The following is a 22,335-nucleotide window of genomic DNA, read 5'->3' as shown; positions in this document are numbered from 1 at the left end:
GATGCTCCAGTGCCAAAATGCATAATGGTTCAGCACCATCAGCAGAATTATTATACTGCATTCTTATCCGTACGGTTTGACCCCCAGAGCGGAAAAGGGCATGACCCGCATCAGTTTGGGCTGCTATCATAATGCGCCATTCACGCTGACCGAGGAGCTGTTTTGTTTGCAGGAAGCCCGACGAGAAACCCAATCATTGCCGTTTTCTGCCTGACGCTGACGCTACTTATAGTGGGATGCTCGGGGAGTAAATCTTCGGATATGGGCAGTTATTCTGGTGCAGTCTATACCGTTAAGCGCGGGGATACGCTCTACCGCATATCCCGCGTCACGGGAACCAGCGTAAAGGAGCTGGCGCGCCTGAATAATATCTCTCCACCGTATACTATTGAGATAGGGCAGAAGCTCAAGGTTAACAGCGGTTCCTCCTCAGGGAAAAAGTCCTCTACGCGTAAAACGGCCAAAGTCACGCCATCCTACCAGGTGCCTAAATCATCCTGGCCGCCGGTCGGTCAGCGATGCTGGATCTGGCCTGCAAGCGGAAAAGTGGTTGCGCCGTACTCGCTCTCGGAAGGCGGCAATAAAGGTATTGATATCGCTGCCGCACGCGGCACACCGGTTTACGCATCAGGGGCCGGGAAGGTGGTCTATGTCGGTAATCAGCTTCGTGGGTACGGTAACCTGATCATGATTAAGCATGGTGAGGATTACATTACGGCGTATGCGCATAACGACACGATGCTGGTCAATAACGGCCAGAACGTGAAGGCGGGGCAGAAGATTGCGACCATGGGCAGTACCGGGACGGATACGGTGAAGCTGCACTTCCAGATCCGCTATAAGGCCACGGCCATCGATCCGCAGCGCTATCTTCCGGCGCAGGGTAGTAAGCCAAAGTGCTAAGTGATTATTTAATCGCCACTTAGTGGGGGAAAGGCTTGTATGAAGAGGCGTAAGGTCTATAATGCCTTACGCACCTCAAAGCGGGCGTAGTTCAATGGTAGAACGAGAGCTTCCCAAGCTCTATACGAGGGTTCGATTCCCTTCGCCCGCTCCAGATCTCTCCCCTTGTGGAGAAGCCTTGAAAGCCTTCTCTATCAGCAACTTAAATAGTTACCTATTTTAGTCGCCTATGGGTTCTACCATCGTGATCCGCCCTTGGTAACTGTCACGCTAAGTTACATGGTGAGATATGATGGCGACAGTTGCATCCTCACACCGCAATAGCAAAACGTGAAGTAAAAGCCTGCCCAGGCATCGTTATGTCATCGACAGACTGATCATATGCATTTTAAGTTGGATGTGCGGCCTTGTGGCTGCGTAAACAGGTGACGAGTGGTAACACGTACCTGCACACGACATGCAGGCTCTGCCAGCGCTTCACACTCGCTCCTTACGGTACACGAGTACCTGGATAAGGTGTGATCCGTCTGACAATCCAGGGGGGGATTTGTTACAGGATGTCCCTTCGCTTTACCTGAAAATCGTAACAGGAAAGGGGCGTTAAACATGAAAAACATTAAGCTGCTGAGTGTTGTATTCCTCTTGACGGGATGCCCTGGGCCTGGTGATCGAATGGTAGATCGTGAATCTACAACGGTATTTATCAAAGATAATCAAGTTTGTGTGGTGTCACCACTGGAGCCGCAGGAACGGATCACTGCTATTCAAATCAACAGCGATAGTAGCGACTCTCTTCACAAGATTTTTGATGACAAGCCTGTTTATGTACCAAAGGGTGAGTGTCTTCCTGTGTTCGGATTTAAGTTTACCCCGGGAGAGCGGTATAACTTCACGTATGACGTCCAGCCTGGTAAATCAGAATCGCATTTAGTCACTGCTGATTTTTTATATCCCCAGGAATAAGGGGCAGAACGCCCCCTTTTTCTTAACGGCGTGTAAACGCCAGTCTGAGCCCTAATCCAATGAATGTTACACCAACAATTCTGTTCAGTATTTTCTGCAACCTTCTGTTTTGCGAAACGGTTCCAGCGGCACTACCCGCAAGTATGGCGAACGTTACATCAGTCATAAAAGCGATCAATGCGTAGGTCATTCCCAGGAACAGAAAAGATGCTGTCTGGTGCTCACTTCCAGGCGCAACGAATTGAGGGAAAAAGGAGATGAAGAACAACAGTACCTTCGGGTTGGTTAAGGTAGTTATGAAACCTTTAGTCATTAGACTCGTCAGCGTCGTTTTTGCCTTAACGCCTTCAGCTTCGCTGTGATTCGTGGTTTGCGTTATCAGCGTTTCCCAAATCATCTTACTACCGAGATACAGCAGATAAGCCGCACCGAGGTACTTAATGATGGTGAACATCATTGGCGACGCTGTTATCAACGCGGTTAATCCTACAGCGCTTGCAATTGCATGTGTGCAACTACCTAACGCAACCCCAGCGGCAGAGATAATTCCCGCTCGTCTTCCATTAACTACGCTTTGACCTACCACGTTGGCTATATCAGGCCCAGGTGTAACGGAAAGGAGAAATACAGACAGGGCAAAAAGCCCAAAATGAGTTATGTCCAGCATAGCGATCTCCGGAAAAAAATTAAGAACCACCATGCTAGCACTGAATTTTTATGCGTATAAAGTGATTTTCCATGCCTTTAGCATTCTTCTGCAAAACAACGAATCACCCATGGCGTAACACGCTAAGTTGCACATTTCCTGTACCCTGGATACCCTGAGATTAATCCTAATAATTCAAGGGTGAGTATGGCTACCGGGAAGAGAAAGAAGCAAAAGGAATCACCTGAAGAAAAGCTGGATCGCTTGCTTGATGAGCTTGAACTCACACAGGAGCAACGGGAGTTTATTGAATCCATGCGAGAGGATAAGGGGGATCCCTGTGAGGAGTAGCGTTGTCATCGTTGCTGAAGTGAAAGATTGTAAGAGGGGCTGAACCGCCCATAACTTAAAATTAAACCCTCTTTTTTACTCCTACATTTTCTCCTGTTATATCCGTCGGCACATTTTTATTTCCCGGAACCCCGTGTAAACACGACTCCTCCTTTGCGCCCGCTTGCTGCCCTGGGTACTGGATACGCCTTCAATAAAAACTGGGCGGGTCGCCTGGGGAATCAGTGGGCAAGCAACGTGGGCAATGCTAACGAGCTCGGTGAGAGCAGCGACATGAGTTCCGTCACCGCAGGGCTCAGCTATTAAGAAAAGCCTGCGTGATATCTGGCGCTATATTATCGACCAAATGATGAAACTGGAGAATCAAGCGGGCGGGTATATGTGCCTATGGAAAATATCGTGCTGTTTCTGATTTACTGTCATTATCCCTTAAACGTAAAAAAGGCTGCTTTCGCAGCCTTCTCGTTAGATGACGCCGTCGCCGCCGTCTGAACACCATACCTGCCCGGAGGTGTATGAACATTCATCCGAGGCCAGGGTGACATACAGCGGTGCGATCTCTACGGGCTGTCCCGGACGTCCCAGAGGGGTACTTTCGCCAAAATGTTTTACTTTTTCCTGTGGCTGACCACCGCTGGGCTGAAGCACGGTCCAGTATGGTCCAGGCGCCACCGCATTCACGCGTATCCCTTTCGGCCCCAGCTGTTTCGCCAGCGCTTTGGTAAATACCGCAAGACAGGCTTTGGTCTGCGCATAGTCAAGCAGTACGGCGCTCGGTTTAACAGCCTGTACCGATGAGGTGTTAATGATGGAAGCGGGGGCTTTCATGTGGCGCAACGCCGCTTTTGTGATCCAGAATGGCGCATAAACGTTAGTTTTAAAGGTCGCGTCAAAATCTTCGGTGGTCAGTTCTTCCAGCGACTCACGGTACTGCTGGCGGCCTGCGTTATTCACCAGGATATCCAGCCCGCCCAGTTTCCCGACGGCCTGCTCTACCAGGTTCTGACAAAACGTTTCGTCCCGCACATCGCCCGGAAGCGCGACGGCATTCCGTCCTTCCGCTTTAATCAGGGCGATCACTTCCGCTGCATCGTCTTCCTCTTCCGGCAAATAGTTAATCGCGACATCTGCCCCTTCGCGGGCATAGGCAATGGCTACCGCGCGTCCGATGCCGGAATCGCCTCCGGTAATTAGCGCCTTCTTACCGGCAAGACGACCATGCCCTTTGTAGCTCTTCTCGCCGTGGTCGGGTACGGGTTCCATCTCAGAGGCCAGGCCCGGTGGCGTCTGAGGCTGCTCCGGAAAAGGGGGCGTTGGATAAGCGTTCGTACGTTGTTCATTATCACTCATAGCTAACTCCTTGTTAGGGGTGAGATTTGATGGATAGGTACAGCGTTAACGCTTCGCTGAATTATTTTTGCAAGTGGCTGACCCGCACTACGGGTGGGGATGATTTTTTATCAAGCGAGCCGCTAATACTGATCATGTTGTCAGGTTCCACGGTTCTGTCATCAAATACGGCTTTCGGGATAATAACGTCGATTTTCCCGGTTTTATCCTGGAATACGTATTTATCGCCATTGCCATCAATAAGATTGCCGCGCAGTGAAATAGAGGCGCCATCATGCATCTCTTTCGCCTGAGTAATGGTCATAATGCGCGCATCATCGGTACCACGATAACCGCTCTCCAGCGCATGCGGCGGTGGCGGCGCGTCACCCTTTTGTAACCCGCCGTTATTATCTGCCCATGCGGAAGGGATAATTAATATTAACAAGGCTGAAATCACTGATAATTTCATCTGATATCCTTCATTTTGGATGTCTTGACTTATTAAGTATTGTTGCTATTCCTTTATGTGGCAAATGTGATAAGTCTTAAAAGCATTTGCGCTGAAAAATCATAAATTTCGACAATTAAGCGAAACGGTGACGAAGGCCATGCAACCAAAAAATGAAAAAGTGCCTGGGATTAAAGAGAGTCATCGTTTACTGACGTTTGAGTACGCATTTCGCCAGGTGGGTTTTATTGTGCTGTTAGCTATTATCGTGGCGGCGACTGCCGGACTGTTTTCCAGCGGCGTGGTGAGTGACGCGGAAAAACCAAACTCAGCAAACTCTCTGACAGTGAACTATGAGCGGTTCGGGCGCCGCCAGACTGAATCGCGGATGGCGCTGACGTTTCCGGTGACGTCTGAGGGTAAATATATTCTCAGTTTTAACAGCGAAACCCGCGATGCGTATGAGCCAGGCAGCGTCTGGCCACAGCCTGACAGCATGTACAGCCGGGGGAATACCCTCTTTCTCGTCTACGATCGTTTAAAACGTACCGATAAATTTACCGTTTTGTTATTCATTACGCCGTCAAAAGCAGGGAAGTGGACAAACAGCATCCGCGTAAACAACGCGCCAGATATCCGTTTCTGGCAGTTTATTTACCCTTAGGAGTCAAATATGGACATGGTGTTTCGTGCCCTGGCAATTTACCTGTTCCTGGTCATCGTGTTTAAAGTCGCCGGGCGGCGCGCCCTGCTGCAAATGACCAGCTTTGACCTTATTTTGCTCTTAATTATCAGTGAGGCGACACAGCAGGCGCTGCTTGGCGAAGATTTTTCCGTCACCGGTGCGATGATTACAATAACAACGCTGGTGGTGGTGGATATAATTTTTGGTCTGCTGAAAAAATATTTTTCTACCGTCGAGAATATTCTTGATGGCACGCCGGTGATATTAGTGGAGAACGGTGTTCCCCTTGATGATAAGCTAAAAAAAGTCGATGTATCCTGTGATGATATATTGGTATCAGCCCGCCAGAATCACGGTATTACAGAATTGAAGGAGATTAAATACGCTATTCTTGAGCGTAATGGTCATATTTCTATTATTCCTGACGAAAATTAAGGGGGGCACGTTATGAGCAATCTTATTCATGACAGCAACACCACCATCAGCGAACTGACGAAAAAGCTCGCCACTCAGCTTACGGACAGAGGTTTGCGGTTAACCACCGCAGAGTCCTGTACCGGCGGCAATCTCGCGGTTGCGCTTTGTGCCGAAGAGAACACGGCGGAGTTTTATGACGTTGGCATGGTGGTGTTCAGCGATGCGGCGAAGGAGAGGATCCTCGGCGTGCGGCACGAAACCATAGAGCGCTTCACCGCCGTCAGTGAACAAACGGTGACCGAGATGGCCGCTAAAATTCGCGACATCGCGGAGGCGGATATCGGTGTTGCCATCAGCGGCTATGCCGGGCCGGAAGGCGGCGACGATGGCACGGCAGCCGGTACGGTCTGCTTCGGCTGGGATATTCGCGGAAAGACGGAAACCCGCACCGTGCTGTTTTCCGGTGAATGTCAGGATGTGGTGGATAAAGCGGTGCGTTATTCGCTGTCTGAACTGATCGAAATACTCTCCGGCCGGGATAACGTCTGAAACAAGGGGAAAAGCTATGGCAGTCATCGTTATTACCGGCGGTACGGCGGGCGTGGGGAAAGCCACGGCGCTGCATTTTGCCAAAGCGGGCTACAATGTGGGCATCATTGCCCGCGATGAGCAGAGCCTGCGCTCCACAGAAGAGGAGTTACGCCGTTTCGGGATCAACGCCTGTGCCGTTCAGGCCGACGTGGCGGACAGCATGGCGGTGACCGATGCTGCTAACGAGATTGAATACCGGCTTGGGGCCATCGATGTGTGGGTGAATAATGCCATGGGCGGGATGCTGGCGCCGTTTCGCACCATGTCCCCTGAGGAGTTTCGCCGTGTCACCGAGGTGACCTATCTTGGCTATGTTAACGGCACCCGCGCCGCGCTGGAGTTAATGACCCCACGCGATCGCGGAACGATTATTCAGGTTGGTTCCGCGCTGGCCTATCGCTCCATTCCCTTGCAGTCAGCCTACTGCGGGGCGAAAGCCGCGATCCGCGGATTTACCGATGCCGTGCGCACCGAGCTGATGCACGAAAACAGCCGGGTGCAGATCGCAATGGTACAGATGCCGGGTCTCAACACGCCGCAGTTCGAGTGGGCGAGGAATAAATTTGCCTGGGCGATGCGCCCGATTCCCCCTGTCTTTCAGCCGGAAGTGGCCGCCAGCGCCATTTTTAAGGTGGCGCAGAAACCGGTGCGGGAACTGTGGGTGGGCAGCAGCACCGTCCAGTCGATTGTCGGGCAGTTCCTTTTCCCCGGCTTTCTGGATCGGTTGATGGTTAAAAAGGCCTGGGAAGGGCAGATGACCGATACGTTAAATGCGGATGACCGTCAGGACTATCTTGATCGGCCGGTTAACGACCTGCATAAAATCCACGGGCACTTCACCGACGAAGCAAAAGAGCGCGCTACCAGCGTCACCTCCGGCATGCCGGGAAAAGTGCTGCTCGGCTCCCTTGCCGTCACGGGCGCGATCGTGGCCCGTCTGCTGCTCTCGCGGAAACGATAATCAGCGCAGTGCGGTACGATCGGTCCAGAACCAGCGGTAGCCATAGCCGCTGAGGTTAAGCGCGACGGTTTTGCCGCACACCAGCGCGTCGTCGTAGCGTTTGTCCGCCAGGCAGGCGGTCCAGGTCGCATGCCGGATCCCTCTGGCGGTAAAATTAACGGGCTTATCGCTGAAGTTAACAAAGGTCAGAATGCTGCGCGTGTCGGTTTCGTAATAGATCCCCAGTACCGCATCGCTGTCGATATTAATAAGACGAAACGGCGCGACGCCGATCTCAGGGAACTCCGAGCGCGTATTGGCGATATCGATAATGCAGTGCAGGAGTGAGTTGCGGTGCAGCAGCGAATCCGCCACGTTGATTTTTTGATAGCGGTAGGGGCCGCGGTCAATCATCGGGGCGACAAAAGTTTCCGGGTCGGCATCTGAGAAACCGCCTCCTTGCGATCCGGCCCACTGCATCGGGGTGCGTACGGCGTAACGCTCCTCCAGTTCCAAATCATCCCCCATGCCAATCTCATCCCCGTAGCGCATGACCGGTACGCCCGGCAGCGAAAACAAGACTGCATGGCAAAAGGCCAGCCGCTTTCGATCGCCATTAAGCATCGGCGCCAGTCGGCGGCGGATCCCTCGCTGATACACACTCATCTCTTCGTCAGGGGCAAAGGCATCAATCACGGTTTGCTTCGCTTTTTTTCCTATCCCTTCCAGATCCAGCTCATCATGATTGCGCAGCCAGTTGGCGAAACAGCAGGAGTCCGGCGGCACAATCATCTTCTTCACCGCGTTGCGCAGCGGCCTTGCGCTCTTCTCTGCCAGGCTGACGTAAAAGTACTTATTGAGCCAGAAATTCAGCACCAGGTTGAGCCGGTCATTCTGACCAAAATAATTTTTGTAGGCCTCGACCTCCACGTCGACTTCGCCGAGCAGGATCGCGTCCGGATTACGCTGCCCGATAAGACGGCGCAGATGCTCCAGGATCCACAGCCCGCGTTTTTCATCTCCACGCCCGGCCTGTTTTGTCAGATGCGATGCCGCATCCAGGCGAAAGCCCGACACCCCGAGCTTTAGCCAGAAAATGATGATGTTCTCAACCTCCTTCAGCACCGCAGGGGAGGCGAGATTGAGATCCGGCTCGTGGTGATAAAACATATGCCGATAGTATTGCCCCGCCTCGTCGTCCCATGTCCAGATGCTCTTCTCCACGCCGGGGAACATCGGCGGCGTATCGTCATCGTCCGTGTCGGACCACAGGTAATAGTCCCGGTAGGGTGATTGCGGGTTGCGGCGGGCCTGTTGAAACCAGGGATGCGCATCCGAGGTATGCTGGATCAGTAGCTCAATAATGACCTGCATCCCCAGCTCCCGCGCCTGTTCAATAAAGGCGATGATATCGTTGAGCTTGCCGAAGCGGGGATCGACCTGCAAATGGTCGCTCACGTCATAGCCTTCATCGAGAAAAGGTGTGAGGTAAAACGGGGTGATCCAGATAACCGTCGCGCCCATCCGGCGGATATAGCGAAGCTTCGCGGTGATTCCGGCGATGTCGCCACAGCCATCGCCGTTAAGATCGTAAAACAGGGCGGTATCAATCTGGTAAATAATGGCGCGTGTATGCCAGCCTGCCATAGCAATCCTTAATGATAACCTTCGGTATCAGACACTTTGCCCCGGAAGACGTAGTAGCTCCAGGCGGTGTAAACCAGAATCACCGGGATGATTAACAGCGTGCCGATCAGCATAAACAGCTGGCTGGCAGGCGGCGCGGCGGCTTCCCATAGGGTGATGCGTGGCGGAATTATGTGTGGCCACAGGCTGATGCCCAGCCCGCTAAAGCCGAGGAAGATCAGGCCCAGCGTCAACAGGAACGGACGGGCATGGCTGTCGGGATTACGCGTCAGCCGCCAGATCCACAGGCTGAAAACCGCGACCAGAACCGGAACCGGCAAAAACCAGAAGAAGTTAGGCAGAGTAAACCAGCGCTCGGCGACAAACTTCCAGCCGAGTGGGGTCCATATACTCACCACCGCAATGACGGCGATGAGTGCCAGCAGCACGTGGCGAGTCAGCTCACGCATCCGTTGTTGCAGCGCGCCTTCGCTTTTCATGATCAGCCAGGTAGTGGCCAGCAGGGTATAGGCGACAATTAAGCCCAGCCCGCAGAACAGGTTAAACGGGGTGAGCCAGTCCAGCGAAGAGCCCACAAAGCGACGCTCTTCCACGTCAAAGCCGTTAATCATCGCGCCGACCACGATCCCCTGGCTGAAGGTTGCGAGCAGCGAGCCGCCAGCAAAGGCGTAGTCCCAGAATTTGCGGTGTGAAGGGGTTGCCTTGAAGCGAAACTCAAACGCCACGCCGCGGAAAATAAGCCCGATCAGCATGGCCGTCAGCGGGATGGTCAGGGCATCGATAATTACCGCATAGGCCAGCGGGAACGCGCCGAACAAGCCTGCACCACCGAGCACCAGCCAGGTTTCATTTCCGTCCCAGACCGGGGCGACGCTGTTCACCATCACGTCGCGCTCTTTGGCATCCCCCACAAAGCTGAACAGCATGCCGATACCGAGATCAAAACCGTCCATGATGATGTACATCAGCGTGGCGAAGACAATAATGGCAAACCAGATGACCGGGATATCGACGCCCATCAGATCTTCTCCTCTTCCGGAACGGACTCGGCGGCGGACAGCGGACGGGCAGGGGTGCCCGATGTATTAGACGTTAGCGTGCCGACAGGCTGCGGCCCTTTCTTAATCAACCGGGCGAGATACACATAACCCACGCCAAAGACCGAACAGTAGACCACGATAAAGGCCAGCAGGCTGATGCTCATCTGCAACGTGCTGTGCAGAGACACTGCATCTATCGTGCGCAGATAGCCGTAAACGACCCACGGCTGGCGGCCCACTTCGGTGGTAACCCACCCGGCGAGCAGCGCGAGCAGTCCGGCTGGTCCCATGCAGAGCGCAAACCAGTGGAATGGCCGCGAGTGATAGAGTCGGCGGCGATAGCGCAGCCAGACGCTCAGTACGCCAAGCGTAATCATCAGCAGCCCCATGCCGACCATTATGCGGAAGGACCAGAAGACGATGAGCGAGTTGGGCCGATCTTCTTTCGGGAAATCTTTCAGCGCCGGAACCTGTTTATCCAGGCTATGCGTCAGGATCAGGCTGCCGAGCGCGGGAATTTCAAGTCCGTATTTGGTGCGCTCCTCTTCCATATCCGGTACGCCAAACAGCAGCAGCGGTGTAGCCTCGCCGGGCGGGTTTTCCCAGTGGCCTTCAATCGCGGCGATTTTGGCTGGCTGGTGCTCAAGCGTATTCAGACCGTGCATATCCCCGACGACGGCCTGAATGGGCGCGACCAGCAGCGCCATCCACATGGCCATGGAAAACATGGTGCGAATAGCGGGCGTATCGTTACCACGCAGCAGATGCCATGCCCCGGACGCGCCCACAAATAAGGCGCTGCACAGGAAGGCGGCGATGGACATATGGATCAGGCGGTAAGGGAAAGAGGGGTTAAAGATGATGGCAAGCCAGTCTTCGGGAATGACCTGGCCGTTCTGAATACTAAAGCCCTGCGGGGTGTGCATCCAGCTGTTGGAGGCGAGGATCCAGAAGGTGGACATCAGCGTGCCCAGCGCCACCATGCAGGTGGCAAAGAAGTGCAGCCCGGGGCCGACCTTGTTCCAGCCGAACAACATCACGCCTAAGAAACCGGCTTCAAGGAAGAAGGCGGTTAAAACTTCATAGGTGAGCAGAGGGCCAGTGATGCTGCCTGCAAACTGGGAAAAACCGCTCCAGTTAGTCCCAAACTGGTAAGCCATCACCAGCCCGGAAACCACGCCCATACCAAAGTTGACGGCAAAAATTTTCAGCCAGAAATGGTACAGCGAGCGCCAGACGTCATTTTTTGTGCGAAGCCACATGCCCTCGAGAACCACCAGGTAGCTCGCAAGCCCGATAGTGATCGCCGGGAAGAGAATATGAAAAGAGACGGTAAAGGCGAACTGTATCCTGGCCAGATGAAACGCATCAAGCTCGAACATGCTCCGTACCTCTGGAACTGATAGCGCACAAGGCATTGCCAGACAGCCTCAGGCTGCCTGGCAAAGCCGGTTACGGTTTTTTCTTACCTGCGCCCAGCTCGGCACCGGTAAGCGGATCGGCATGGGGATCGGATTTCGTGCGTGCGCACATCGCTTTGATCAGCGTTTCCTGCTCTGTAGTGAGCGTTACGCTTGCGCCGCCGTCACCGCCATCGACCGCTGGCTGAGGGGATTCCACATAGTCGAAATGCTTATCGCTATTCCAGCTACCGCGTACTTCTCCTCCCTCAGACATATTGTAGTACTTGTTGGTGTACTCTTCGATTGGCGGCAATTTACCCGGTGGGAAATTGTTACGGATCGACTGGAGCGCCTTCTCAAACGAGAGCTGGTGCGCTGCCTCACGCGTCATTAAAAACGCCAGCGCATCTTTAACACCCGGATCGTCCGTTACGTTAATAAGCCGTTCGTAGATAATTTTGGCGCGCGCCTCGGCCGCTATGTTAGAGCGCAGATCCGCGGTGGGTTCGCCAATGGTATCCACGTATGCTGCTGTCCAGGGTACGCCTGCGGAGTTAGTCAACGGCGTACCGCCGCCGTAGAGCAGGGAGGTGATATGACTGTCGTTGCCATTCTCGGTCATGGACCGGTACAGCTCCGCTTCATTCTCAACGCCTTCTGCCAGTTCACCTTTCGCACCCTTATTCAGCATACCCACCAGGGTACCGATAATTTCCAGGTGACTTAACTCCTCGGTCGCGATATCCATCAGCATATCTTTACGACCGGGATCGTCGTCGCTCAGTCCTTGCGTAAAGTAACGACATGCCGCGGCAAGTTCGCCCTGTGGCCCGCCAAACTGCTCAAGCAGAAGATTGGCCAGGCCCGGATTCGGTTCGGCTACGCGTACCGTATATTGCAGCTGTTTTACGTGTCGAAACATACAGTCTCCCTCTTTCGTTATTTTTTCGCTTCAACGCCGTCCGCGTCGGAGCGCAGCAGGAACTGTTCCGTCGTCTGCGGAATATGTTGAATCAGCCAGTCAGCCATCTGGCGCTCTTCTTCCAGAATGGACTCAATGGCAGGAATGGAGGCGGTATCGCCCGCTTGTTTGGCCGCAGCCAGCAGAGAGGTGTAGCAGGCAATTTCAAACTGCTCGAAAACGTAGCCGCTGATGGAGCCTTTAACAATTTCATCGGAAGGGAACATGCCGCCAATGGACTGGCCGAGCGCCGCCATTTTGCTCATGGAATCTTTTATGACCGAACGGGAAATATCATTGCGGTCGAGAATTTCTTCCAGCACGGTTATTTGGTGTTTAGTTTCATTAACGTGTTGTTCAATTCGTGCACGTAAGTCGGGGTAGTTATCAATGCGGCTGGCCATTGATTCCAGCATGGATTCGGCTTGCTTTTCCATCGCATGGGCATCGCGTAGCCAATCATGGTAGTGTTCTACATGATTCATAATTAACTCCTGTGATTTATTTTCTGGTTAATTTTTGGTGCTGATGCTCATCAAATTATTATTTATCCTTTCTGGGCTTTTTGATTAATATTACCGACAGCCAGATCGGTTAATTTGAGATCGGTTTCTTTTTCTTCTTCCAGCGTTTCGGCAAGAAGTTTAACGGCTTTTTTATAGCCTAATTGTTCAGCCAGGGTGGCCAGAGTGCCGTAACTGGCAATTTCGTAGTGTTCGACTTTTTGAGCTGCCGCAATTAATGCAGCGTCACGCACTTCGTTTTTCTCAGTGCTCTCAATAACTTCGTTAGCTTCTTCAATTAAGCCTTCCATCGCAACGCATTTCATACGCTTCAGTTTGAGGCCGGATTCCTGCTCAATAATCTGATCGATACGTTCAATCTGTCCCTGCGTCTCTTCGAGGTGGGCCGTGAACGCGGCACTCAGCTTCTCGCTGGATGCGGCGCGAGCTAATTTGCTTAGCGCGCGGGTGAGCTGCTTCTCAGCGCTGTAGGTGTCGGATAACAGGTGAATAAATACATCTTCGACAGTTTTCATATTCATATTTTCGCTCCAGTGAAATAAAGGGAAGGTACTGCGAGCCGACGGGCCCGCAGCATGCTCTCGGTATATTTATAAGAGCTTTATGTAAGATCAGGAGTTATCAGATTTACGGCCTCCGCCGTGACTGTTCTGTCCCCCTTTCTTACCCGCTTCAGATGCGCGTTGCGGATCGTTTTTGAAATTACCGCCGCTGTGCTGGCCGCCTTTACGTCCAGCTTCTGATGCCTTTTCACGGTCTTCAGCGAAATTACCGGAACCACCACGATGTTGCTCTGCCATATATCAACCCTCATGTTGCGTTTATGTCAGGTGATACGATAAGTAATTCGTATCAGTTGTCGTTCAGAAATTAACATTAGTCGTTATGTGAGAAGAGTCAAATTTCTTGTCTGGGTTGTTTTGCGGAAATTTTGCAGGCGTTCAGAAAATACCGCTTCGTTACGAAGTTTAAAAATGGAAGGTAAATCCACCGCTTAGGGAGAAATAAATCTGGATGTTGGGATTTCGCCTGGCTAATAATCCTAATGTGAACGTGGCGTGAATTATTACAAGAGTTGACACAGCGCAAAAATATATCCTCGCAACGGTTTCCTCTGTATTCGGAGTAATCTTAAGTGTCTGGCGAAATAACGTGTTGAAAAGAGTGTGGCCAACCCTCGTTTTTGACGTGGTCAGGCGGATCGGCTGAGGGTATGCTTCTTTTGTCACCACAATAATTAGAGAGGCAATGTCATGGATCGGGAGTTACTGGATGCAGGATACCGGGCCTATACCGGTGAGAAGATTGATGTCTACTTTAACACTGGGATCTGCAAACACTCGGGCAACTGCGTGCGCGGCAGCGCGGCGCTATTCGACCTGAAGCGTAAACCGTGGATCGCACCGGATGAAGTGGATGCAGAAACGGTTGTGCGCGTAATTGATACCTGCCCGAGCGGTGCGCTGAAGTACCGCCAAAAATAAGCGAGGAACCATGGAAATTCTTGAAGGCCATAACAAGTTTTACGTCAACGATGCCGAAGGCAATCAGGTCGCGGAGATCGTCTTTGTCCCGACCGGCGAGCATCTGAGCATCATCGAGCACACCGATGTGGATCCAAGCCTGAAAGGGCAGGGTGTGGGTAAGCAGCTGGTGGCAAAAGTGGTGGAGAAGATGCGCGGGGAGAGCCGTAAAATTATCCCGCTGTGTCCGTTTGCGAAGCATGAGTTTGATAATACGCGGGAGTATGACGATATTCGGGCGTGACTTTCTGATAAAGCCTTCTTTGGCAGGGCCATAGAATTGTTCCGTTCGCTACAGCATCTTTGCTATCTGAAACGCCCGCTGCGGTGAACGTGTGAAGGGGGCCGCGGTGGCCCCCTTATCCCGTTCACAGGTTCAGGTGTAAGATTAACAACCAATCGTAAGGTGAACGGAAAAACGACATACTCAACCCACAAACATCACCGACACACACAGCACACCCACAATCAGCGTCAGCAAGTTACCGATGGAGCGGTACGGTTTTAACGACGGGATCAGGTACGTCGACAGCGTCGGCATGATGAACAGGATCATGGCGATAAGCGGACCGCTGATAGCGTAAATCATTGAGATGGCGTTCGGGTTGATGCAGCAGACCGCAAAGGTAATCAGCGACACGCCGAGAATAGAAACCGCACGGTTAAAGGCGCGGCTTTTCTTCACGCCCACCTGATTCAGCGACGATTTCACAATTTCCGTTGCCCCTTCAATCACGCCAAAATAGGTGCCGAGGAACGATTTCGACATCGCAATAATCGCCACAATAATGCCGGAAATGCCCAGCCAGGCCGGGGAGGAAGGCATCATCGACAGCGCGGACAGGATCGTCACCCCTTCCTCTTTTGCCGCCACGATATAGGACGGTGGAATCGAAAGCAGGCAGCTGAACACAAAGAACAGCACGCTGAGGCAGATGATCAGGTACGCCACTTTCATAATTTTTTTGCATTTACCCATCGCCTCTTCACCGTATTTCTCGCGACGATCCACGGCGAAGGTCGAGATGATCGGAGTATGGCTAAAAGCAAAAACCATCACCGGGATCGAAATCCACACCTGGTGCAGCGTATGCTGGTCGAAGGCCATCTGGCTGGTCAGCAGCGACGGCTGCCAGCTGCCCGTCAGATACAGCGAGACAAACAGGAAATAGGCGATCAGCGGAAAGACAAGGAAACCCATCACCTTAATAGTAATGTGTCGCCCCATCAGGAAGATCAGATTCAGAACCAGCACCACACCCAGGCTCACCAGCATCCGCACGCCGGTATCCACCGTCATCCGTTTCGCCAGCTGTTCAGTGAGTGAGTTGGTTATCGCCACCGCGTAAATCAGAACCACCACAAAGAAGGCCACAAAATAGAGCGTGGTGATCAAGTTGCCGATCTTTTTGCCGTAGTAATGGGAAACGGCACCGGTGATCCCTTCGTTGCCTTTCGTCTTTGACGACAGAATAAATTGCGCCAGCGCTTTATGCGGCCAGTAGGTTAAGGGATACGCCACAAGGGCGGTGATCAGCAGGACAATCGCGCCAGCAGAGCCGAGCTGAATGGGCAAGAACAGGGTTCCTGCGCCCACGGCAGTGCCGTAGAGGGCGAAACTCCAGAGAGTCTCTTCTTTTGACCAAATTTTCGACATTAGAGCAACGTATCAACTATAAAACGAACAAAAAGGAGTGCAATTTACCATAATTATGCGTTGAGGTCGCCGTTGCTTCGCAGGGGGGGCCGGAGCAGGTCTCCGGCCGGAAGGTTATTCGCTTGCCAGGGCGCGTCGTTGCTGGCGGCGCTTGATGATTTTCTCCCGCAGGGTGTCGTACGCCCAGTTGTAGAGCATGGTGTACGGCAGGAAGAACAGGAAGAAACCAATCTCCAGCGTGAAGGCCTGGAGCAGCGTCACGCCCAGCACGGCGGCAACGAGGGTTACGCCAATCACAATAAAGCCGCATTCAAAACCCAGCGCATGCAGGGCGCGCACTTTTGCCGTGCGCTTCACCCGCTGAACGGGCCAGAAACGGTCGAAGCCAAAGTTATAGATAATGTTCCAGAGCATTGCCGTGGTCGCCAGAATGATGGTGAGACCCCCCATTTCAACCACCGGGCGCTGCATTAGCCACGCGGCCGTCGGGGCGAGGATCGCCGTGGCAATGCCTTCAAAACAGACGGCATGGAAGATCCGCTCCGGCAATTTACGTTGGAGTGCATCCTGATGTTGCATATTTACCTCATTAGAGACGCCAGTATGGGCGTTGATGCGGCCTATTCTTATCGTTTAAGGTGATATATAAAAGATGGTACCCATCGATAAAGTAGATACATCATGCGTTATTCTCCCGAAGCACTGACCGCGTTTGTTGAAACGGTCGCCGCAGGTTCGTTTTCAGCTGCGGCAAGACGGCTGCGCAAAAGTCAGTCCACCATCAGCACCTCCATCGCCAACCTCGAAGCTGACCTTGGGTTTGAGCTGTTCGACCGTTCGGCGCGTCATCCGGTATTAACCGCCCAGGGGGAACAGGTGCTGGGCTATGTCCAGTCGATCCTCGCCGCCAGCGCGCGCCTGGACGAACTGGCCGTCTCCTTAACGGCGCAAACGGAGGCGCGTTTTACTTTTGTCCTCTCCGATACGCTTAACCCGGCCGTACTGGAAGAGATGATGAGCCAGTTCGACCAGCGATTTCCGCACACGGAATTCGAGTGCCTGATTGGGGAAGAGGAGGACGTGATCGATCTGCTGCAAAAGGAGCGGGCGCAAATTGGCCTGACGGAAGCGCGCGACAGCTACCCGACCGATATTGGCGCGACCCGCCTGCCTATGCAGACGCGGATGGCCATTTATGTGTCTGCCGGACATCCTCTGGCAGGGCAACATGAGACGCAGGCGGACGAGCTGCATGGCTGGCGCGAGCTGCGGCTGAGTACCTATCTTGAACGGGAAGCGCCACTTGCGCGCGGGCCGGTCTGGTCTGCGCCGAATTACCTGTTACTGCTGAGTATGGCGGTACAGGGCTTTGGCTGGTGCGCGTTACCCTGTGCGCTGGTCGAGGAATTTGCCGCGTCGAAATCGCTGGTGCAGCTGAACGTGCCGGGCTGGCCGAGGTCGATTGCTATCGATCTGGTGTGGAACAAACGATCTCCGCCCGGCGTCGCCGGAAGCTGGCTGCGCCAGTACTTGCAGGACGCACGATAATCCTGTGACTAGACTCACTAATTTTAAACATTTGCGTCAATTGTTGATAACAATCCTCTACTATCGTCGTGTCATTTTGCACAGAGGTCGTGATGAAAGATGTCGTTATAGTGGGTGCGTTACGTACGGCTATCGGCTGTTTTCAGGGAGCGCTTGCGCGTCACTCTGCGGTTGATCTCGGCAGCGTGGTGGTCAGAGCGCTGGTGGAACGCAGCGGGATTGCCGCACATGAAATTGATGAGGTGATCCTCGGCCAGGTGCTGACCGCTGGCGCGGGACAAAACCCTGCGCGCCAGGCGGCGCTGAAGGGCGGACTGCCTAATACCGTTTCGGCGATTACCATCAACGACGTCTGTGGTTCAGGTTTGAAAGCGCTCCATCTTGCGACGCAGGCCATCCAGTGCGGTGAAGCGGACGTGGTCATTGCCGGCGGGCAGGAGAATATGAGCCGCGCGCCGCATGTTCTGACCGACAGCCGGACCGGCGCGCAGCTCGGGAACAGCCAGCTGCTTGACAGCCTGGTTCACGACGGGCTGTGGGACGCCTTCAACGACTACCATATGGGCGTAACGGCGGAAAACCTGGCGCGGGAATACGGTATCAGCCGCGAGCTTCAGGATGCGTATGCCCTCAGCTCACAGCAAAAAGCGCGTGCAGCGATCGACGCCGGGCGTTTTCGCGATGAAATTGTCCCGGTTACGACCCCGCGCCAGAACGGCGAAGTGCTCATCGTCGATACCGACGAGCAGCCGCGTACCGATGCCAGCGCAGAAGGGCTGGCAAAACTCGATCCGGCCTTTGAAACGCTCGGTTCCGTAACGGCAGGCAATGCCTCATCCATTAACGACGGTGCGGCGGCGGTGATGATGATGAGTGAAAGCAAAGCCCAGGAGCTGGCGCTGCCGGTGCTGGCGCGCATCAAAGCGTTTGCCAGCGTGGGCGTTGATCCCGCGTTAATGGGGATCGCCCCGGTCTATGCCACGCGCCGCTGCCTGGAGCGGGCGGGCTGGGAGCTGAACGATGTAGATCTGATTGAGGTCAACGAAGCCTTTGCTGCACAGGCGATCTCGGTCGGGAAAATGCTGGAATGGGATCCGCTGCGGGTCAACGTCAACGGCGGTGCGATCGCGCTGGGCCATCCCATTGGCGCCTCCGGCTGCCGTATTCTGGTGTCGCTCGTCCACGAAATGAAAAAGCGTAACGCCCGAAAAGGGATCGCAACGCTCTGCATTGGCGGAGGGCAGGGGGTGGCCCTGGCTATCGAACGGTAATTTCCCCCTCTGCGCACGGAAAACCTCCCACGGGAGGTTTTTTTGTTTCCGCAGAATCCTTTTTTAACACTTCTGCGTTCTTTCTTAGGCACGCAATAATTATTACACGGTTAATTATTCTCCTTGCGAAGCGTTTAATGTGATCTGACGCCTGGAATTTACGGTTAAAACGTTCCTTTTGTTGATGAGGTTCACGTCGATCTTTGCCAAAAAAAATGAAACAAATAATTTCGATCTTTGTCACTAAAATAACGGTGCATAAAAAATAAACTCTAATTTCATAAAAACGAAACGTTATTTTAATTGAGGATTTTTTCATGTTTAAGAAATCTCTGCTCCTTGCTTCCCTTATTAGTGCCTCTTTTACGGCTAGTGCCGTCACTGTCGATCTACGTCATGAATATATCGACAGCGGCTCGAATGCTGACCGTGTTGCCGTCTCGCATCGCTTTGATAATGGCTTCGGTTTTTCAGTCGAGGCGAAGTGGAAATCAGGCGGGGACAAGGCAGATCAGCCCTTCGCGGATGTGGTAGGCAACGGTCACGAAGATCAGATTAGCTGGCGCTGGAAAGCGACAGACAATATCGCCCTGACGCCAGCATTTACGATTGAAAGCACAGACAGCCGCACCATTTATAAACCGAATCTGCATGTGCAATATAGCTTCGATAATGGCTTCTATGTAGCCGCGCGTTACCGTTACGAATATACCCGCTACCCGTCAAGCTCAAATAAGGACGATGATAAAGTTAACCGTGGCGATGCGTGGGTGGGTTGGGTATTAGGCGACTGGCGTACCGAGCTAAACTATGTTTACGCAAAAAGTTCTGAAGGCGTGGCCCGAAATAACAATAAAGATTATTCCAACGAATATAACGCCAAGCTGGCCTACAAATGGGATAAAAACTGGGCGCCGTATGTTGAGGTGGGCAACGTGGGGGTTAAAGACACGGACGAACGCCAGACCCGTTTCCGTTTAGGCGTGGCGTACTCCTTCTGATAATCCATCTTCTTCGCTAAAACCGCCGGGTGGCGCTAACGCTTACCCGGTCTACACCTTTACTCCACTTCGTCGTTTCGTATGTCGCGTAATCACTCAAAAAAAAGCCCTCCGAATCGGAGGGCAAGGCCAGTTACAGAAACACTAACTCAAGTCAGGCATGCAACATTTCAGGTTGCTCGGGGAGTTTCGCGATATAGAGGGCCGGTTTGCCGTCTTTATCGGAACTGTACAGCACCGCTTTCTCGTCCGGCGTAAAGGACGGATGCGGGTGGGTTACCTGACGGCTGTTCGCCACCGTAGCCCATGACGTGTCGTGACGGGCGATACGGAAATAGGCTTTCTTCGCCACGTCAAAGGCATACAGATAAGGATCGTTATCAATGGTGTAGCCGCCGGTGTCTTTCACATCGACAGGCGTGCCGGAACCGTCGCCAACCAGCAGAGTGCCGTCAACGTTGCTCATCAGATGCGAACAGGCGGGCATATTCATTACCGCTTCATTCACGCCGGTGTCCGGGTTGAAGCGGGAGATGGTGCGCCCTTGCTGACCCTTCAGGTAAGAGACGTAGATAAGCGCGGACCCGTCCGGCACCCAAAATTCATGTGTACAGCTTTCACCTTCCGCATGTGTTTTCACTTTTCGTACGTTGCTGCCGTCTTCGTTGACCAGCCACATGCGGGCGTCGACCAGATCGTGCGGCCCTTCATGACAGAAGGCCACGGTATTGTCATCGAACGGGCGATAAATCGGATGGCCCAGCCAGATCTTCTCGTCATGAATGGTGGTGCTTTCACCCGATCTCAGATCCACGCGCAGCAGGCGGCAGTGCGGCCCTTTGTGGAAGAAGTCGTGGAAAATTTTCCAGTCGTTGAGTGGCGTCCAGTCACGTCTGGCAATCTCAATACCTACCAGTTTATTGCAGTCGCTGTTCGCGACCCAGGTGCCGTAGCCGACCCACTCTTCCGGGACGCGGTACACTTCGCGCTCTGCCAGCGTCTGTAAATCCACCTCCAGCAGGGTACGATCGTTCTTCACATAGTAGAGGGATTTATCGTCCGGAGAGAGGAACCCGCCAAAGGTGTTATCGCCCGCGCCTTCGGTCAACTGTACCGCTTCGGCGTTTTTCAGATCCAACAGGTAATAGTTCCAGTGACCGTCGAACTCCCCGGCGAACAGCAGGTGGCTGCCATCGTTAAAGAAGCACTTCTGGTAAAAGTAGTTGCGATGACAGGTTACTTCCGGTGGGGTCAGGCGGGTGACTTCCACGCCTGTATCCGGATCGCGGCTGACCTCGTAGTTCAGCTTGACCCGCATACCTTTAGCCATAATGCACTCCTTTAAACGCGTAAAGTAGGTTGAAAACTGGGTGTTAAATTATCAAAACGATGTTTCATTATGTGTGACTGACAGCGCAATTTCTCAGTTTCCTTAACCAGATTGAATGTCTTAAAGATTTATCGTGATCGAAACACCATTTCTGGCATAAACACGCAGAAAAAATGAAACGTTGTTTTAAATGTAATTGAAAACCCCTTGGTCAGGGGATAATATGTGTTCATCACGAAAACGGAACATTGTTTCGTTATTTATCTTTGCCTTCGGGCACGATCAATTCTGGAGGTTTACGTGGACGTCAGACAAAGCATCCACAGTGCGCACGCTAAAACGCTGGATACTCAGGGGCTGCGCGGTGAGTTTTTAGTTGAGCAAGTGTTCGAAGCCGACAAGTACACCATGGTCTACAGCCATATTGACCGCATTATTGTGGGCGGGATTATGCCGGTGGCGAAAACCGTCTCCGTGGGCGGTGAAGTGGGCAAACAGCTGGGCGTGAGCTACTTCCTCGAACGCCGTGAACTGGGCGTGATTAACATTGGCGGGCCGGGCACCATTACCGTCGATGGCCAGTGCTACGAAATTGGTCACCGCGACGCGCTGTACGTCGGCAAAGGTGCGAAAGAAGTGGTTTTCGCCAGCATTGATGCCAGCAAACCGGCGAAGTTTTACTACAACTGCGCCCCGGCTCATACGACTTACCCAACCAAAAAAGTCACGCCAGCGGACGTTGCCCCGGTGACCCTTGGCGATAACCTCACCAGCAACCGTCGCACCATCAACAAATACTTCGTTCCGGATGTGCTGGAAACCTGCCAGCTCAGCATGGGGTTGACCGAGCTTGCGCCGGGCAACCTGTGGAACACCATGCCTTGCCATACCCACGAGCGCCGCATGGAAGTCTACTTCTATTTCAACATGGATGAAGATGCCTGCGTGTTCCACATGATGGGTCAGCCGCAGGAGACGCGCCATATCGTCATGCACAACGAGCAGGCGGTCATTTCCCCGAGCTGGTCTATTCACTCTGGCGTGGGAACGAAAGCCTATACCTTCATCTGGGGGATGGTCGGTGAAAACCAGGTCTTCGATGACATGGACCACGTCGCTGTTAAGGATCTGCGCTAGTCGCAGGCAGTTAAGCA

26 protein-coding genes and 1 tRNA gene are annotated in these 22,335 nt (G+C 53.2%); 14 read left to right on the top strand and 13 right to left on the bottom strand.

Translation table 11 applies throughout. The features are described 5' to 3' along the window. The first annotated feature begins 162 nt into the window (after nt 1–162). The 3 genes from actS to G6Q29_RS14940 all read left to right on the top strand — a co-directional run bounded on the left by actS (nt 163) and on the right by G6Q29_RS14940 (nt 1,866). Nucleotides 163–903, top strand: a complete 741-nt coding sequence (gene actS, locus G6Q29_RS14950; RefSeq protein ID WP_165466240.1) for an amidase activator ActS — start codon at nt 163–165, stop codon at nt 901–903. 80 nt (nt 904–983) lie between these two features. Further along, a tRNA-Gly gene (locus G6Q29_RS14945) sits at nt 984–1,057 on the top strand. 452 nt (nt 1,058–1,509) lie between these two features. Beyond that, nucleotides 1,510–1,866: a putative T6SS immunity periplasmic lipoprotein gene (locus tag G6Q29_RS14940; RefSeq protein WP_165466239.1), complete on the top strand. Its 357-nt coding sequence runs from the start codon at nt 1,510–1,512 to the stop codon at nt 1,864–1,866. Nucleotides 1,867–1,888: 22 nt separating this feature from the next. On the opposite strand, the gene G6Q29_RS14935 is transcribed toward G6Q29_RS14940, so the two are convergent. After that, complete coding sequence (locus tag G6Q29_RS14935) at nt 1,889–2,533, bottom strand: LysE family translocator (RefSeq protein ID WP_165466238.1); 645 nt, start codon at nt 2,531–2,533, stop codon at nt 1,889–1,891. Nucleotides 2,534–3,016: 483 nt separating this feature from the next. Between G6Q29_RS14935 and G6Q29_RS21745 the strand changes: the two genes are divergently transcribed. After that, nucleotides 3,017–3,169, top strand: a complete 153-nt coding sequence (locus G6Q29_RS21745) for a hypothetical protein (RefSeq protein WP_242637221.1) — start codon at nt 3,017–3,019, stop codon at nt 3,167–3,169. Between the two features lie 159 nt (nt 3,170–3,328). Here the strand turns inward: G6Q29_RS21745 and G6Q29_RS14925 are convergent, their stop codons facing one another. Next, entirely contained in the window at nt 3,329–4,213 is an 885-nt protein-coding gene (locus tag G6Q29_RS14925) for an SDR family oxidoreductase (protein ID WP_165466237.1), read from the bottom strand. A gap of 61 nt (nt 4,214–4,274) precedes the next feature. Beyond that, the gene (locus G6Q29_RS14920; protein ID WP_165466236.1) at nt 4,275–4,664 is read right to left on the bottom strand and encodes a YdeI family stress tolerance OB fold protein; all 390 of its coding nucleotides are present in this window, start codon (nt 4,662–4,664) and stop codon (nt 4,275–4,277) included. A 139-nt stretch (nt 4,665–4,803) separates the two neighbouring features. Here G6Q29_RS14920 and G6Q29_RS14915 point away from each other — a divergent pair, with 139 nt between their 5' ends. From G6Q29_RS14915 to G6Q29_RS14900, 4 genes are read left to right on the top strand one after another with little or no spacing between them, the layout of a single operon-like run. Continuing rightward, entirely contained in the window at nt 4,804–5,307 is a 504-nt protein-coding gene (locus tag G6Q29_RS14915) for a hypothetical protein (RefSeq protein WP_165466235.1), read from the top strand. A gap of 9 nt (nt 5,308–5,316) precedes the next feature. Then, nucleotides 5,317–5,763 (top strand): DUF421 domain-containing protein, encoded by a 447-nt coding sequence (locus tag G6Q29_RS14910; protein ID WP_165466234.1) that lies wholly within the window; start codon nt 5,317–5,319, stop codon nt 5,761–5,763. Nucleotides 5,764–5,775: 12 nt separating this feature from the next. Next, nucleotides 5,776–6,294: a 2-oxo-tetronate isomerase gene (locus G6Q29_RS14905; protein ID WP_165466233.1), complete on the top strand. Its 519-nt coding sequence runs from the start codon at nt 5,776–5,778 to the stop codon at nt 6,292–6,294. A 16-nt stretch (nt 6,295–6,310) separates the two neighbouring features. Beyond that, nucleotides 6,311–7,297, top strand: coding sequence for an SDR family oxidoreductase (locus G6Q29_RS14900; protein WP_165466232.1), 987 nt, complete (start codon nt 6,311–6,313; stop codon nt 7,295–7,297). Here the strand turns inward: G6Q29_RS14900 and G6Q29_RS14895 are convergent, their stop codons facing one another. From G6Q29_RS14895 to G6Q29_RS14865, 7 genes are all read right to left on the bottom strand, one after another. Then, nucleotides 7,298–8,923, bottom strand: a complete 1,626-nt coding sequence (locus tag G6Q29_RS14895; protein ID WP_165466231.1) for an alpha-amylase family protein — start codon at nt 8,921–8,923, stop codon at nt 7,298–7,300. It abuts the gene before it with no gap. An 8-nt stretch (nt 8,924–8,931) separates the two neighbouring features. Beyond that, nucleotides 8,932–9,942: a cytochrome d ubiquinol oxidase subunit II gene (cydB, locus tag G6Q29_RS14890; protein ID WP_165466230.1), complete on the bottom strand. Its 1,011-nt coding sequence runs from the start codon at nt 9,940–9,942 to the stop codon at nt 8,932–8,934. Beyond that, on the bottom strand, nt 9,942–11,345 hold the full coding sequence (locus G6Q29_RS14885) for a cytochrome ubiquinol oxidase subunit I (RefSeq protein WP_017382872.1): 1,404 nt from the start codon (nt 11,343–11,345) through the stop codon (nt 9,942–9,944). The genes cydB and G6Q29_RS14885 overlap by 1 nt, the downstream gene beginning before the upstream one ends. Nucleotides 11,346–11,415: 70 nt before the next feature. Beyond that, entirely contained in the window at nt 11,416–12,288 is an 873-nt protein-coding gene (locus G6Q29_RS14880; RefSeq protein WP_165466229.1) for a manganese catalase family protein, read from the bottom strand. A gap of 17 nt (nt 12,289–12,305) precedes the next feature. Further along, nucleotides 12,306–12,812 (bottom strand): ferritin-like domain-containing protein, encoded by a 507-nt coding sequence (locus tag G6Q29_RS14875; protein WP_038416640.1) that lies wholly within the window; start codon nt 12,810–12,812, stop codon nt 12,306–12,308. Nucleotides 12,813–12,874: 62 nt separating this feature from the next. Further along, a complete protein-coding gene (locus G6Q29_RS14870) occupies nt 12,875–13,372 on the bottom strand; it encodes a ferritin-like domain-containing protein (RefSeq protein ID WP_003862851.1) in 498 nt (165 codons plus the stop codon). Between the two features lie 90 nt (nt 13,373–13,462). Next, complete coding sequence (locus G6Q29_RS14865) at nt 13,463–13,651, bottom strand: general stress protein (RefSeq protein ID WP_022651794.1); 189 nt, start codon at nt 13,649–13,651, stop codon at nt 13,463–13,465. 453 nt (nt 13,652–14,104) lie between these two features. On the opposite strand from G6Q29_RS14865, the gene yjdI reads away from it, so the two are divergent. Both yjdI and G6Q29_RS14855 read left to right on the top strand, forming a co-directional pair. Next, a complete protein-coding gene (gene yjdI / locus G6Q29_RS14860; protein ID WP_165466228.1) occupies nt 14,105–14,335 on the top strand; it encodes a 4Fe-4S mono-cluster protein YjdI in 231 nt (76 codons plus the stop codon). Between the two features lie 10 nt (nt 14,336–14,345). Beyond that, nucleotides 14,346–14,618: a GNAT family N-acetyltransferase gene (locus tag G6Q29_RS14855; protein WP_059370842.1), complete on the top strand. Its 273-nt coding sequence runs from the start codon at nt 14,346–14,348 to the stop codon at nt 14,616–14,618. 183 nt (nt 14,619–14,801) lie between these two features. Here the strand turns inward: G6Q29_RS14855 and G6Q29_RS14850 are convergent, their stop codons facing one another. Together G6Q29_RS14850 and G6Q29_RS14845 are read right to left on the bottom strand one after the other, a co-directional pair. Further along, entirely contained in the window at nt 14,802–16,031 is a 1,230-nt protein-coding gene (locus G6Q29_RS14850) for an amino acid permease (RefSeq protein ID WP_165466227.1), read from the bottom strand. Between the two features lie 114 nt (nt 16,032–16,145). After that, nucleotides 16,146–16,610 (bottom strand): multidrug/biocide efflux PACE transporter, encoded by a 465-nt coding sequence (locus G6Q29_RS14845; protein ID WP_165466226.1) that lies wholly within the window; start codon nt 16,608–16,610, stop codon nt 16,146–16,148. Between the two features lie 102 nt (nt 16,611–16,712). On the opposite strand from G6Q29_RS14845, the gene G6Q29_RS14840 reads away from it, so the two are divergent. The 3 genes from G6Q29_RS14840 (at nt 16,713) to G6Q29_RS14830 (ending at nt 19,851) form a co-directional block, all read left to right on the top strand. Next, nucleotides 16,713–17,579, top strand: coding sequence for a LysR family transcriptional regulator (locus tag G6Q29_RS14840; protein WP_165466225.1), 867 nt, complete (start codon nt 16,713–16,715; stop codon nt 17,577–17,579). Nucleotides 17,580–17,671: 92 nt separating this feature from the next. Then, a complete protein-coding gene (locus G6Q29_RS14835) occupies nt 17,672–18,850 on the top strand; it encodes an acetyl-CoA C-acetyltransferase (protein ID WP_165466224.1) in 1,179 nt (392 codons plus the stop codon). Between the two features lie 317 nt (nt 18,851–19,167). Then, entirely contained in the window at nt 19,168–19,851 is a 684-nt protein-coding gene (locus G6Q29_RS14830) for an oligogalacturonate-specific porin KdgM family protein (RefSeq protein ID WP_165466223.1), read from the top strand. A 154-nt stretch (nt 19,852–20,005) separates the two neighbouring features. Here the strand turns inward: G6Q29_RS14830 and G6Q29_RS14825 are convergent, their stop codons facing one another. After that, complete coding sequence (locus tag G6Q29_RS14825; RefSeq protein ID WP_165466222.1) at nt 20,006–21,181, bottom strand: oligogalacturonate lyase family protein; 1,176 nt, start codon at nt 21,179–21,181, stop codon at nt 20,006–20,008. Between the two features lie 300 nt (nt 21,182–21,481). Here G6Q29_RS14825 and kduI point away from each other — a divergent pair, with 300 nt between their 5' ends. Beyond that, nucleotides 21,482–22,318, top strand: a complete 837-nt coding sequence (kduI, locus tag G6Q29_RS14820) for a 5-dehydro-4-deoxy-D-glucuronate isomerase (RefSeq protein ID WP_165466221.1) — start codon at nt 21,482–21,484, stop codon at nt 22,316–22,318. The last annotated feature ends 17 nt before the right edge of the window (nt 22,319–22,335 follow it).

It is taken from the genome of Enterobacter cloacae (assembly GCF_011078175.1).
Taxonomy (GTDB): Bacteria; Pseudomonadota; Gammaproteobacteria; order Enterobacterales; family Enterobacteriaceae; genus Enterobacter; species Enterobacter cloacae_Q.
Note: the sequence above shows the minus strand (reverse complement) of the source record. Positions and strands in the feature narration are given on the sequence as shown.